The organism is Microcoleus sp. LAD1_D5, from assembly GCF_036702115.1.
Lineage (GTDB): Bacteria > Cyanobacteriota > Cyanobacteriia > Cyanobacteriales > Microcoleaceae > Microcoleus.
This window is the reverse complement of sequence record NZ_JAUBSA010000108.1, coordinates 1-15,044: the sequence shown is the minus strand read 5'-3', so window position 1 is coordinate 15,044 and position 15,044 is coordinate 1. Positions and strand designations below refer to the sequence as shown.

The window sequence follows — 15,044 nt, the reverse complement described above, 5'->3', positions numbered from 1 at the left end:
AACCGAGTTAATCGGCTAGGCTAACCGTCCCATAAGGGTTTAAAACCCTTATTTTAGGTTAAACGAGTCGCACCAAGTCACCTCTAACCATTCCGTTACCGATCGCTGGCGATGTACAGCAATGGAAAAAAAATATGGTTGGAAGTTGTTACGGATTGAGCGCAACCAAAACAATCATGTTCTCAAGTGGAATTGCGTTTTCAATGGCAAAACCGAATTCCCCGATTACCTGGAAGAAAGCGAGGAGGATTAACTAATGGGTAGAAAATACATGATTTTTCGTGCCGAATGGACTGAAGATGAAGGGGCAGATAATAGGTTGTTAGCCCACACAGGGGCATACACTGATATCCTTGCAGAGTATTTTGACTCATCCAACGCACCTATCCCCGCACCCGGGTACAGATTGCTGGAGTTTCACAGCGCTGACGGTTCCGGTTCTAGCACCCACTACCGCACTGGAGACTGGGAAGTGGTGAGGGTGGAAGAGTACCCAACGGCAATACCTAATAACGAGTTTGAGGCGATTGTAGTTGGATACTGCAAATATGTCCCCGTCGAAACTCCGCTGATACCAATGCCAAAAGCTCAGGTTTCGATCGACTCTTTTGGAGATGAATCGGCTTATCAAGAATTCCTTCAGAGCGAGGCAGTTAAAGATTACACCCTAGTGTAACTTGAGTAGATTAAAAAAGGGGCAACTCCCGTCGCCCCTCATCTATTTAACCAGCTACAAAATTACACTTCCACAGCAATCTTTTGTTCCGAAGCCTCCGGCGAATTCGCTTCACTCGGCGGCACAACTTGCCAGAACTTAGGCAAATATTCCGACCAATTTGCTAAAATCTTCTCAGCTTTCTTGCTGCCAGTTCGATCGCACTGAGCCTCAATCAACTCCTTCAATTGCGCCTCCCCAGCCGCCGTACAAACGCGCTGCATCTTCACAATCTCCCCGTTGACATGAGCCGGAAAACTCCCATCTTCATCGAGGAAATAAGCCAAGCCGCCAGTCATTCCAGCCCCGACGTTGCGGCCGACTTTTCCTAACACGACAATCACGCCGCCAGTCATGTACTCGCAGCAGTGATCGCCCGCACCTTCAATCACAGCTTTCGCCATCGAGTTACGCACCGCAAACCGTTCGCCAGCTTTACCCGCAGCCAACAGAGTTCCCCCCGTCGCACCGTACAAACAAGTGTTGCCGACGATCGCATTTTCAGAAGCATCATAAGTCGCACCAGCCGGCGGTGCGATCGCGATTTCGCCACCGTGCATTCCTTTACCCACGTAGTCATTGGCTTGGCCTGACAGCACTAGCGTCATCCCCGGCAAATTGAACGCGCCGAAGCTTTGGCCCGCGCTACCAGTGCAATTGAGGGTGATTTGACCGCTAAAGCCGGTGTTGCCGTGTTGCTGTGCGATCGCACCACTGATTCTTGCGCCTACAGTGCGATCGGTATTCACCAATTTTACACTCTTGCTAACAGTGCCGTGATTGGCGATCGCACTTTGAATCTCCGCATCCGCGAGCAAATCATCGTCTAACACTGGCCCGTTGGTGTGTACGTCGCCGTGGATCAAGAAAGATCGATCGCTCTTAGTATCCGGTAACTTGGTCAAACAATCCAAATTAATCGCTTGAGTTTTAGTTAGTTTCACCCCATCGCGCATTTTCAGCAAATCCGCGCGGCCGATGATATCTGCGATCGACTTATAACCCAATTTCGCCAGTAAACTCCGCACTTCTTGTGCTACGAAATAGAAGAAATTAACAACGTGTTCCGGCGTACCAGGAAACCGTTTCCGCAAGTGTTCTTGTTGAGTTGTCACGCCCACCGGACAACTATTCATGTGGCAAACGCGAGCCATAATGCAGCCTTCTGCAATCATTGCCACCGTGCCGAAACCGTACTCTTCGCCGCCCATCAAAGCGCCTACAATCACGTCCCAGCCGCTTTTAAAGCCACCGTCAACGCGGAGCAAAACTCGATCGCGCAATTTATTTTCCATCAGCACTCGGTGAACTTCTGTCAATCCGAGTTCCCACGGAGAACCTGCGTGCTTAATCGAACTCAGTGGCGAAGCACCGGTGCCGCCGTCGTGGCCGGAAATTTGAATCACATCAGCATTTGCCTTGGCGACACCGGCGGCTACAGTCCCGATGCCGACTTCCGACACCAACTTCACCGAAACTCCTGCTTTCGGATTGATTTGGTGCAAGTCAAAAATCAACTGCGCCAAATCCTCGATCGAATAAATGTCGTGGTGAGGAGGAGGCGAAATCAGCGTGACACCCGGTTTCGATCGGCGCAAATAAGCAATGTACTCGCTCACTTTCGCCCCTGGCAATTGACCGCCTTCACCTGGTTTCGCACCTTGTGCGATCTTAATTTCGATTTGTTCGGCGTTCATCAGATACTCAGGAGTCACCCCGAAGCGTCCAGAAGCTACCTGTTTGATGGATGAAGAAGCTGTATCGCCGTTTTGCAAACCTTTCAAGTGAGGTAGCGTTTGTGAGAAACCAGCCGCGCTCACATCGTTTAGCACTTTGTAGCGCACCGGGTCTTCGCCACCTTCGCCGGAGTTGGATTTGCCGCCGATGCGGTTCATGGCAATCGCGAGAGTTTCGTGGGCTTCCGGGGACAAAGCGCCGAGGGACATACCGCCCGTGGCAAAGCGTTTGACAATATCTGCTACAGATTCTACATCTTCGATGGCAATGGGAGGACGATCGCTCGCAAAATCCAGCAAATCCCGCAAAGCCGTTACCGGGCGATTTTCGAGCTGTTGCTTGTAAACCTCGTAGTGATCGTAGGCACTTTCAGAATTTTTGACACCCATGGGTGTCATTTTTGGTTCAGCCCCATTGCCGTTACCGTTAGTCTGAGCCTTAAAAGTAGTCACAGCCTTGTGCAAAGCCTTGGCCATTTCCGGGCTGTTCATGTGATATTCACCGCCCCGGCGGTACTGCACGAAGCCGTAATTTTCCAGCTTTTTCAGAATCAATTCTGGGAAAGCCTGACTGTGGAAAGACATTACCTCGTTAGCCAGTTCCGCCACACTCAAACCGCCGATGCGAGAAACCGTGCCTTTGAAACCCAAATCGAGCAAATCACCGCCAATGCCGATCGCCTCAAAGATTTGCGCCCCCTGATAGCTAGACAGCAGCGAAATCCCCATTTTCGACATAATCTTCAGCAAGCCATTTTCCACCGCTGTGCGGTATCTAGCTTGAGCCTGACACGCGGTAATATTGGCAACTTTGCCGTGCTGCATCAAATTTTGAGTCTTGGTGTCATACCACCAGGCGCGCACGCTTTCCAATGCCAGGTAAGGGCAAACAGCCACCGCACCGTAACCGATCAAACAAGCGAAGTGGTGAGTGCTCCAACATTGGGCGGTATCGACAACCAGCGAAGTTTGCATCCGCAAGCCGACGCTAATTAAGTGGTGGTGAACCGCACCAACTGCCAGGAAGGGCGGAATATAAGTACATTCTGTACTCAATCCAACAGAAGATTCGCCTTCTTGCTTCGAGACTCGATCGCTCAAAATCAGAATTCTCGAACCCTCGCGCACCGCTTGAGCCGCCTCTTGACAAAGTTGCTCGACTGCGCTTTTCAAACCTCCTGGCCCGGCAGCAATTTTGTAAAGTGTTGACAATTCGGTTGCGGGGAAAGACTTTTGATCTTTCAAGAAAGACAGTTCAGCGTCGTTGAGTACGGGAGAATCAATTTTCAGCCGCTTGGCATTTTCCGGCACTGCTTGCAGTAAATTGCCCCGCAGGCCCACATTCATCGTCAGCGACATCACCATCCCCTCGCGCAGGGGGTCGATCGGCGGATTTGTCACTTGAGCGAACCGCTGTTTGAAATAGTTGTACAGCAACTGAGGCTTTTCTGACAACACAGCTAAGGGAACGTCATCGCCCATGCAGAAAGTCGGTTCTTTCCCAGAACTCGCCATCTCGACGATCACCATGTCCAAATCTTCGGCTGTGTAGCCGAAAGCAGTTTGGGTGGCCAACAGCGTTTGCGAGTCGAGGGTTGCGGTTTCGGCAAAAGGCTGCGGCTGCAAGGTTTCGCGGTGTTTTTGCAGCCATTCGCCGTAGGGGTGCCGCTTAGCAATGCGCTGCTTGAGTTGCCAATTTTTGAGAATTTCGTTGGTTTGCAGGTCAACTGCAATCATTTGTCCTGGCCCCAAACGACCTTTTTCGACAATATCTGCTTCGGGAATATCGACAACTCCGGCTTCGGAAGCCACAATTACCAAACCGTCTTTAGTAATGCAGTAGCGGGCCGGCCGCAAACCGTTGCGATCGAGCGTAGCACCTACTTGTTTGCCGTCGCTGAACACCAGCAGTGCGGGGCCGTCCCAAGGTTCTTGAATGCCGCTGTAATACTCGTAAAAATCGACAATTTCTGGATAGTCAGCCAAATCCGGCTGATTTTTGTAGGCTTCGGGCACCAGAATTGTCAGGGATTCCAGGGGGGTGCGGCCGGAGTGTACCAACAACTCCATCACGTTGTCCAAGTTTGCCGAATCGCTGCTTTCGGGATTGACAATTGGGTTGAACGTGTTGATATCTGCTTGAGTCCAATTCGGGTGAGCTAAATTCGCTTGTCGCGCCCTCATCCAGGTAATATTGCCCAACAGCGTGTTAATTTCCCCGTTGTGTCCCAGCAAGCGCATGGGCTGGGCTAAGTGCCAGCGGGGCATCGTGTTGGTGCTGAAGCGCCGGTGATAAACGGCAAAGGAGCTTTTATAAGCGGGATTTTTCAGGTCTGGGTAAAATTCTGCTAGTACAGCCGATCGCACCATGCCTTTATAGACGATCGTGCGGCAGGAAAAAGAGCAAGTATAAAAGTCTTGGCGAGTGAAGTTGGGGCGATTGGACAGCGCGTGTCCGATCGTGCGGCGCGCCAGAAATAGGTGTCTGTCGAGTTCGTCTCCGGCTAGTTGCGGTGAACTGACTATTACTTGTTCGATTTTAGGTTGATTTTCTAGCGCTTGCTCGCCCAAAACCGATGGTACAATGGGAACTTTGCGCCATCCCAAAAGTGTTAGCCCGCGATCGGTCAGAACTTCCTCAACTACCTGCCGCGCTATCTTGGCTTGACTTTCATCTTGAGACAGAAACAGCATTCCCACGCCGCAGTTTTCTCGTGCGGGAGGCACAATTCCCTGTTCGGCGAACCAAGTATCTAGCAATTCCCAAGGAATCGCGGTCATTAAACCTGCACCGTCGCCGGAATCCGAGTCGGCGCTGCAACCGCCGCGGTGTTCCAGACAAGTTAAGGCTGGCAGAGCTTTTTGAATTAAGGAGTGAGTAGCTGCACCGTTTTGGTTGGCAATAAAACCCACACCGCAGGCATCTCTTTCTTCCACTAACCAGCTTTGGCCGGCATAGGGAGTTCCTCGCTGAGTCTGATGCACGTTTCTGTTTGGATCGATCGTGTTACCCATGTTGATTGAATGTTATTTCCGTGATTGTGTGGTTGATGCGTTTTTATAGCTCGGAGAGAGAAGGCTGCCGAGCGGTGGGAGCCTAGTAAACTTTAAGACAGCACATTGGAAGCTGATTTGATTAAAAATTTACGTCTATGCGGCCTGTACTTAGCACTGAAACCCTGTTTGCCGATTTTAAATTATCTCGCTCGCATCGTCTCGGAGATGTCTCCTAGAATACCCTGCTGTTAAAAAGCACGGTATTCTTTTGGGAATCGCCGCCCTGCAACTAGATACATTGCAGGCGATTCCCTACGGGATAGCTGCGCTTCACGAGTTTTTTGTGTGTGTTTTTCCTTAGTCCGCAAGGGTAGCCTTGCAGCGAACACAGGTAGATATTGACTTTAGCGTTATTTTGCTTGCTGCGCTGTTGAGTTGCTTTCGTCAGCGCCCGCAGACACAAAAGCCACCTGCCCGCTCAGTCGGTAGGTGCAATGTAGCAGCGCGGTTCACAACTGGTGAAACCTGTCTTATTGTGCAGTCAACTCTCAAGCCGCGAAAATCAAGTGTATCAAAAAATTGATAAAATTTCACCGATTACAGTCAGAGTTTGCGCGCAAGTCTTGTCAGCGATCGTCCAGAACCCAGCCTAAGATGCCTAGCCGGAAAAGGTTGACTGTTGTGCATAACTCTAATTTGTATTTTTTTACCCACAAACGTTTGTAACTCATCAATGAAGGTTATTTCAACGATTTCTGAGAAATTAGGAGCATCTGGTAGAGCCAGCGCCGCCTTTTTGACCACGCCCAAAAACGGATGCTTGACTTTCTGACAAAAGTCGTGGAGAGGCAAAAATTTTAGACTCTTGTTAAAGCTTCCAGATTCATCTCTCCCGTAACTCTCAAATCTCAAATCTCAAATCGACTGACGCCCACAAACTTGACCTGGGTAATTTTATTTAGCTCAATGGTTGCCGTTTTTACGGATTTAAGTGGATTGCATTTGGGACATTTCATTTCTATTTTTTATAAAAGAAGGTCGGTAAACGGAAAACGAGCGAGACTTTAGCCGGCTTGCAAGGGACACGGGGGAATTCACTCAAGAGTGAATAGTTGTAAAATATTGAGATTAATTGCACATAATTTATAATTATATGGTATGATAAACTAAGCGTAATTAATCGGCTCAATGCTTAATAAAATTCAAAAATTACGGTCACAAACAAAAGTTTATTGCTGTTAATGAAGCTTGAGAGACAGTGTGTTTGCGATCGCCCTCCTCATGCAGCTAGAAATATCCTCCCGAATAAAATGCGTACCGTAGGGCATAGGGGAACTTGGGGTGACACCCTAATGCTTGCGGACAGATGACCTCTACTGAGGCTGGAGAAATCCTGTATCAACAAGTCGCCTCTTTTAATCAAAAATCTCAGTTTCTTTAGGGTCCAGAGTGTCAAAAATCCACCCTTAATGATGCCACGCCTATTAATTAGCTTTTTAAATTCCTATTTAATGAACCGTTGTCGTTCAATCAGCGTTAGCATCCTTCATTTTCTACTTAGTCTCAACTATAGTATCAACATCTCTTACATAAAATATTAAATTTTGTTGGAAAAATAGCTTTTTCATAATTTAAGCTACAAAGTAGATTAAACTAAAGATAGTTAATCAATAGCACGGCCGATAGAGCGAAAATAGTGGATAGTAACTCTAAAAAGCTTCAGCTAGACAGAAGCAGTAGGAATACGTAAGTATGGCTAGTATAACAAATATTTTTCTCGGATATCATATTAACGAACAAATATACGCAGGTAATCGAACTCTAGTTTATCGTGGCCTTCGCTCGGACGATCAGCAGCCAGTCGTGATTAAACTGCTGCGAAATGACTTTCCTCGCTTCAACGAACTGGTTCATTTCCGCAACCAGTACGTCATTGCTAAAAACTTAGAGATCCCCGGCACTGTCAAGGCATACAGCCTGGAGACTTACAATAACCACTATGCTCTGGTGATGGAAGACTTTGGGGGAATTTCCTTAAGTAGCTACCTCGCTAGTTTAGTGTTCGCGAGCAACGAACCCCTCAAAGGCTTGCCTATTAACGAGTTTCTTCCCATTGCCATTCAAATTGCTAACTCGCTCGACGGACTTTATCGCCACCACGTCATCCATAAAGACCTCAAACCTGCCAACATTCTAATTAACCCCGCCAGCAAACAAGTTAAGCTGATTGACTTTAGCATCGCTTCCCTGTTGCCGCGCCAAACCCAAGAAATTCAAAATCCCAACGTCCTCGAAGGCACTTTACCTTACATATCTCCAGAACAAACTGGGCGAATGAACCGAGGCATTGACTACCGCACGGATTTCTACTCTCTGGGAGTCACATTCTACGAACTGCTCACCAGACAGTTGCCTTTCCAAAGCGACGATCCGATAGAGTTAGTACACTGTCACCTTGCCAAGCAGCCTATCCCAGTTCATCACCTCAACAATAGCGTTCCATTGGTGCTGTCGGAAATTGTTAGCAAACTGATGGCGAAGAATGCTGAAGATAGGTATCAAAGTGCGATCGGACTCAAGTACGATTTGGAAACTTGTTTGTACCAGTGGCAAAAAACTGGAGAAATCGCCTCTTTTAAACTAGGGCAGCGAGATTTGTGCGATCGCTTCATCATTCCCGAAAAATTATATGGTAGAGAGAACGAAGTATTCTCCCTACTGGCAGCCTTCGATCGCGTGAGTGCAGGAAGCGCCGAAATGATGCTGGTGGCTGGCTTCTCAGGCATTGGCAAAACCGCCGTAGTCAACGAAGTTCACAAACCGATTGTCGCAGCTAGAGGCTACTTCATCAAAGGCAAATTCGACCAATTTGGGCGCAGCCAACCCTTCTCAGCTTTTGTACAAGCTTTTCGCGATTTAATGAAGCAATTGCTGAGCGAAACAGATGCTAAAGTTGAGCAGTGGAAGACTCAAATCCTGGCAGCATTGGGCGAGAATGCTCAGGTAATCGTTGAGGTAATTCCCGAACTAGAGCGGGTTATCGGCGAGCAACCACCGGCACCAGAACTCATCGGCAGTGCTGCCCAAAATCGCTTCAATCGGTTATTAGAGAAGTTCATTCAACTTTTCACCACCCAAGAACATCCCCTCGTCATCTTCTTAGACGACTTGCAATGGGCGGACTCAGCCTCATTGAACTTGATTCAACTTCTGACGAGCGATCGCGATCGGCGCTATCTCTTATTAATTGGAGCGTATCGAGATAACGAAGTCAGTCCCGTACACCCTTTGGTGCTGACATTATCCGACATTCAACAAACGGGAGCTACGGTAAACACCATTACCCTCGCGCCGCTCGATTGCTTCAATTTAAATTGTTTGATTGCCGATACTTTAGTTTGTTCTAGAGCGTTGGCTCGGCCCTTAACAGAACTGGTCGATCAAAAAACTCAAGGCAATCCATTTTTTAGCACGCAATTTCTCAAATCTTTGCATGAAGATGGGTTAATTACCTTTAATTTTGAGGCGCGGTATTGGCAGTGCGATATTGCCACAGTACGAACCTTAGCCCTAACAGATGATGTTGTCGAGTTCATGGCGCTTCAATTGCAAAAGTTGCCATCCCAGACGCAAGAAGTTTTAAAGTTAGCTGCCTGCATTGGCAACGAATTCGATTTAGCAACGCTGGCGGTAGTTTGTGAAAAATCTTCGTCAGAGACGGCAGCCAACTTGTGGCCTGCTTTGCAAGCAGGGTTGATTCTCCCACTAACTGAAGTTTATAAATTTTTCACTTCAGAGGAGTTTGAATTCATAAATCAGAATTCAGAAGGAGAAAGCAATACTTCTGACTCGTGGTTCCAGAATCCCGACTCGTGTTATTACAAATTTCTGCACGATCGCGTACAGCAAGCAGCTTACGTTTTGATTCCCGAATCCCAGAAACAATCCACTCACCTCAATATTGGTCAACTTTTGTTGATTAATACTCCGAGAACAGAAAGGGAAGAGCAAATTTTTAATATAGTCAACCAGTTGAATTATGGTGTTGATTTAATTGCCGAACCCACCCAGCGTTACGAACTGGCTGAGTTGAATTTGATCGCGGGACGCAAGGCGAAGACTGCTACTGCTTATGCTGCTGCACGCAAATATTTAAGTTTTGGCAGGCAAATCCTAGCTCCCCATAGCTGGCAAACTCACTATGAAACAGCCCTCGATCTCCACGTATTAGGGGCAGAAACTGCATACCTGAGCTATGATTTTCAGGACATGGAGGAATTAGCCGATTTAGTCCTGCACAATGCCAGAACGCTGCTCGATAAGGTGAAAGTGTATGAAATCGAGCTATCTGCCTGTACGGCGCAAGTCAAACCCAAACAAGCCGTTGAAATGGGGTTAGCAGTTCTCAAACTCTTGGGAATCTGCTTCCCAGAAAATCCAACTCCGGCAGATATTCAGCAGGGACTAGAACAAACCGCGTCACTTTTTGCGGGTAAAAAAATCGCGGAGTTTATTGATTTGCCAGAAATGGAAAATCTCCAAAAGCAAGCAGCCTTGCGGATTCTCTCAGCTTTAGTTTCTCCAGCCTACATCACGGCTCCACTTCTCCTGCCGTTGGTTATTGTGGAAATGGTTAATTTATCGGTTAGTTATGGGAATGCTCCCTTATCAGCATTTGCTTACGGCTTGTATGGATTGGTATTAAGCGGTGTAGTTCAAGACATTGAAACAGGGTGTGAATTTGGGCAATTGGCGTTAAATATTGTGGAGCTATTTAATGCCAATTACCTCAAAACCAAAGTCTTTTATACAGTCGGCGTTCACATCATACATGGTAAACATCATGTCAAAGAAACTATCCCTCTTTTAAAAGAGGGTTACGCGATAGGACTGGAAACGGGAGAACTTGAATTGGGATATTCAGCCAAAGAAATCTCTCAATATTCATATTTAATCGGTCGAGAAATCGCGGGGCTAGAAGAGGAAGTAGCGACCTACTGCCATGCGCTGGTTCAATTCAAACAAGAAGCAGCGTTAAATTATACTCAAATCGTTCATCAGGCTTTATTAAATCTGCTCGGGCGATCGGAAAATCCATGTCAATTTGTGGGAGATGCCTACAATGAAGAAACAATGCTCCCCTTTCACATCCAAGCAAACGATCGCAACGGACTCCACTATTTTTACTTTCATAAAATGCTTGTGTGTTACCTGTTTGGAGAAACCGAGCAAGCTTTAGAAAATGCTCGGCAAGCCGAACAGTATTTAGACGCGGTGACGGGTATGCTCAACGTGCCGATGTTCTACTTTTATGACTCTCTAGCACGGCTGGGAGTTTGTAGGGAGGAGGGTTCCTGCGAAGAGAAACAAGAACATCTGGAAAAAGTGAAAAGCAACCAAGAAACCCTTCATAAATGGGCGCATCACGCCCCCATGAATTTCTCGCACAAATTTTCCCTAGTGGAAGCCGAACTGTTCCGAGCGCTGGGTGAAAATGTGTCGGCGATGGAGACTTACGATCGCGCCATTTTTCTTGCTAAAGAAAACGATTATCTCAACGAAGAAGCTCTGGCGAATGAATTGGCTGCTAAATTTTACTTGGCATGGGGGAAAGAAAAAGTGGGCCAGGTATATCTAATAGATGCTTACTATGCTTATGCTCGTTGGGGAGCGAAAGCAAAAATCGACGATCTAGAACAACGCTATCCCCAACTTCTGGCCCCTATCTTACAACAGGAAAAAGCTCGTTCCTTCGGGGAAGGTACTACCTCCAATCAGACTTCATTCATTTCTACTAATCACAAAACAATTACTGGGAGTACCAGCATCGCAGTCCTAGATTTACCCACGGTTATCAAAGCTTATCAAGCTCTGTCTAGCGAAATAAAGCTTGAACAATTGCTCACTACCCTGATGGAAGTGGCGATTCAAAATGCAGGCGCTCAAACAGGAGTATTGATTTTGAAAGAAGAGGACGACTGGAAAATTGCTGTCCACTGTAGCGATCGCCAAGGCTGTCTTCTGCAAGAAACTATTGGGATCGAGGAGAGCCAATCAATTCCCCAGACTGTGATTAATTACGTTAAACGCACCCATAAAACCCTAGTTTTCGATGATGTCAAGACTGAATTAATATTTACTGCTGACCCCTATATCAAGCAGCACCAACCTAAGAGCATCCTCTGTACTCCGATTATCCATCAAGGCAAAATGATGGCAATTCTGTATTTGGAAAATAATCTGACGACAGGGGCATTCACTGGCGATCGCGTCGCCCTCCTCAACATCCTCTGCTCCCAAGCTGCCATCTCGCTGGAAAACGCGCGCTTGTATCAGCAATCTCAACAGCTTTATCAACAATCTCAGGATTACAGTCAAAAACTAGAGCACTCTATCCAGGATCTTAAACAGATGCAGTTGCAATTGGTGCAGGGTGAGAAGATGTCTGCTCTGGGAAATTTAGTCGCAGGGGTAGCCCACGAAATTAACAATCCCGTAGGCTTTATCGCCGGCAACTTGCAACCAGCTCAAGAATACGTGGGGGATTTATTCAATTTGATTGATTTGTATCAAGAAAAGTTTCCTAATCCGGGAGGGGAAATTGAAACAGAAATTAAGGATATGGACTTGGAGTATTTGCGAGAAGATTTGCCCAAATTGATTGGCTCGATGAAAGAGGGGGTCGAGCGCATTCGCAATATCAGTACGAGTCTGAGAACGTTTTCGAGGGCAGATAGCGATCGACCAGTTTCTTTCAATATTCATGATGGACTCGACAGCACTCTGCTGATTCTCAAGCACCGTTTAAAAGCCAGCGAGTTCCGCCCTGCGATTGAAGTTGTGAAAGAGTATGGTAACTTGCCCCTAGTGAAATGCTTTCCCGGACAGTTGAACCAGGTATTTATGAATGTGCTGGCTAATGCCATTGACGCTCTGGAAGAGTCAAATAAGGGGCGGAGTTTTAGTGAAATTAAAGCCCTACCTAATCAAATCACGGTTCAGACTGTTCTAAGCGAATCCAAAAATCAGGTTTTGATTCGCATTAAGGATAATGGAGTGGGGATGTCGGCCCAAGTCAAGGAAAACATCTTTAACCACTTATTCACAACCAAGGCTGTGGGTCAAGGAACCGGATTAGGATTGTCGATCGCCCACCAAATTGTTGTGGAAAAACATGGAGGTACGTTACTCGTGAATTCTTCTGTTGGGCAGGGTTCGGAGTTTGTGATTTCTATTCCGAGGTGAGCATTTCGTAGTACGGCTTTAGCGCCATTAGCGCCGTTTAGTAAGAAGAAACATACGGATATTCCGAGTTTCTAGATACCCATGCGTTTAGGAATGAAATTGTGAGTTGTAAGCTGTGAAATGTAATTTGTCCTGTTGGCGTTCAATATTGTCAGTTTCGATTTTACCCGTACTGGCGATCGCCCCGTCTTTGCTCTGGAATCCACCCGGAAGAGCACAACAGGGGGAGAGGGCTGGGCTGATTCATGCTTCGATCTCCCGCCAGGGAATGAATTCCCTGGCTGATAGCGAAAGTCGGTTGAAACCGACTGAAATATTGAGCGATAGTTCTCTTGAGAAAACTTTAACTATGAGACAGGGGTTGAAACCCCTGTCGGACTCTAGGCTTTTGGCTCAATCTGTACCGGCATCTTCGATAATTAGACAAGGCCGCCAAGTTTCTCTAAACGGCCGCATTCTGCCCCTAGCTTGGACTCAGCAGCCGACAAACAGCACTTCTGCGAATTTCCGAACTTGGATTGCTGATGTTGGATTGATGCAAAGTGCGGGAGTGGATTTGCTCAGCAGCGCCGACAGTGCCAAACAACCAGTGCAGTGGTTTTCCGTATCTTTAATCGGCGCTCAAAGCTTAGCAGCGCGGGCAACAGGCTCGTATCGTTACTTAGATGTTACCGATTTTGCTAGACTTGCGGGCTGGGAGATATCTGCTGATGGGAATATTTTAAAAATTACTTCTCAAACTGCAAGTGTTACCGGAATTCGGCAAGCAGAAATAGAATCGGGCGATCGCATTGTAGTAGATCTCGATCGACCAACTCCCTGGCAAGTCCACTTTGTCGATAAACCAAGCCCGTCGCCGACACCCACACCCAACCCCCCCGACGACCCCACAAAGCCCGCTATCTCACCGAGAACCCCCGCAGCGCCAAACCTTGAAACACCAGACGACCCGACCAAACCCACTCTCCCGCTGCAAATAACGCCATTACAGCCGATCGCCGGTCAAGAATGGTCGATCGCGATCGATGCCAAAGTCGCTCCCGCTTTACTTCAGGGCACTTTTCAAACCAGCAAACAATTGCTATCACTAAAAGTCGAACCTGACGGCGCTCAAACCAAAGTCAAAGTGAAGATTCCTTTAGGTTGGCGGCCACAAGTTTTCAGCCTGGGAAATCCCTATCGATTAGTTATCGACATTCGGCCAGATTCGTTAGTAGAAAAAAACATTGTTTGGGCGCCCGGTGTGCAGTGGCGGCAGCAGTATCAAAATTTAGGAACTGCTCGTTTTCCAGTAGTTTGGTTAGAAGTTAATCCGCGTCAACCCGGTGTAAAGATTCGACCAATTCTCAGCAATCCGCCTGCCGAGCAAGGCACTGCACCTTTATTGCAAACAGCAGAAGTTTCGGGTGCGGTTGCTGCGATTAATGCAGGTTTTTTCAATCGAATTAATCGCTTAGCTTTAGGGGCAATTCGGCGGGACAATAAATGGCTTTCCGGGCCGATATTGAACCGGGGGGCGATCGCCTGGAACGATGGCGGAGAATTTGCGATCGATCGTTTAACTTTGCAAGAAACTTTGATCACTCCGACCAATCAACCTTTGCCCGTTTCTCATCTCAATAGTGCCTACGTACAACCGGGAATAGGTCGCTACACTCCTGATTGGGGAACAACTTATACTCCGTTGTCTGGCAATGAAATAGTTGTGACAGTTGCGGGCGATTCCCTACGGGATAGCTTCGCTTCACGAGTTGTCAGCCAATCCCCCGGAGGTGCGCCAGGAACAACAACTTTTCCCATTCCAGCTAACGGTTATATTTTGGTTTTACGTTCGGATTTTTCTCCTGTACCTCAACTTTCGATCGGCACTTTATTGCGTTTAGAAACTAACACTTTTCCTGATGATTTTAACCGTTTCCCTTACATTCTCGGCGGCGGGCCGGTGTTAGTTCAAAACAGTCGAGTTGTGCTGGATGCGAAGGCGGAAGGGTTTAGTGATGCCTATGTTCGACAGACAGCAATTAGAAGTGCGATCGGGCGAAATGCTGCGGGGAATTTGCTGATTGTAGCGGTGCATAATCGTGCGGGCGGGGCGGGGCCAAATTTCGCAGAACTGGCGCAGATATTGCAGCAAATGGGTGCTGTGGAGGCTTTAAATTTGGATGGGGGAAGTTCGACGAGTTTGTATTTGGGAGGTAGTTTGCTCGATCGACCTCCGTCAACTGCTGCGAGAGTTCATAATGCGATCGGCATTTTCATTCAACCATAAGTAGTTAATAGACCTCTTGCAAAATAATTTTATGATATAATGGAAAGTTTTGCTTGACTGGATTGAATCCCAACTATTAACT

At 47.4% G+C, this 15,044-nt stretch carries 6 protein-coding genes; 4 read left to right on the top strand and 2 right to left on the bottom strand.

Annotation, left to right across the window (positions count from 1 at the left end; translation table 11 throughout):
* Positions 1-121 precede the first annotated feature (121 nt).
* Complete coding sequence (locus tag QUA70_RS26405; RefSeq protein WP_333350768.1) at positions 122-253, top strand: hypothetical protein; 132 nt, start codon at positions 122-124, stop codon at positions 251-253.
* A 3-nt stretch (positions 254-256) separates the two neighbouring features.
* Positions 257-676, top strand: coding sequence for a hypothetical protein (locus QUA70_RS26400; RefSeq protein WP_333108071.1), 420 nt, complete (start codon positions 257-259; stop codon positions 674-676).
* Between the two features lie 62 nt (positions 677-738).
* On the opposite strand, the gene QUA70_RS26395 is transcribed toward QUA70_RS26400, so the two are convergent.
* Positions 739-5,466, bottom strand: a complete 4,728-nt coding sequence (locus tag QUA70_RS26395) for a glutamate synthase-related protein (protein WP_333350770.1) — start codon at positions 5,464-5,466, stop codon at positions 739-741.
* Between the two features lie 585 nt (positions 5,467-6,051).
* Entirely contained in the window at positions 6,052-6,300 is a 249-nt protein-coding gene (locus QUA70_RS26390) for a hypothetical protein (RefSeq protein WP_333410740.1), read from the bottom strand.
* Positions 6,301-7,200: 900 nt separating this feature from the next.
* Between QUA70_RS26390 and QUA70_RS26385 the strand changes: the two genes are divergently transcribed.
* On the top strand, positions 7,201-12,693 hold the full coding sequence (locus tag QUA70_RS26385; protein ID WP_333350772.1) for an AAA family ATPase: 5,493 nt from the start codon (positions 7,201-7,203) through the stop codon (positions 12,691-12,693).
* Positions 12,694-12,808: 115 nt separating this feature from the next.
* The gene (locus QUA70_RS26380; RefSeq protein WP_333410738.1) at positions 12,809-14,962 is read left to right on the top strand and encodes a phosphodiester glycosidase family protein; all 2,154 of its coding nucleotides are present in this window, start codon (positions 12,809-12,811) and stop codon (positions 14,960-14,962) included.
* Positions 14,963-15,044 lie beyond the last annotated feature (82 nt).

Bases quoted from the DNA above. Each gene is read 5' to 3' on its own strand.
- QUA70_RS26395 (WP_333350770.1), bottom strand. From the start codon at position 5,466: ATGGGTAACACGATCGATCCAAACAGAAACGTGCATCAGACTCAGCGA.
- QUA70_RS26400 (WP_333108071.1), top strand. From the start codon at position 257: ATGGGTAGAAAATACATGATTTTTCGTGCCGAATGGACTGAAGATGAA.
- QUA70_RS26405 (WP_333350768.1), top strand. From the start codon at position 122: ATGGAAAAAAAATATGGTTGGAAGTTGTTACGGATTGAGCGCAACCAA.
- QUA70_RS26385 (WP_333350772.1), top strand. From the start codon at position 7,201: ATGGCTAGTATAACAAATATTTTTCTCGGATATCATATTAACGAACAA.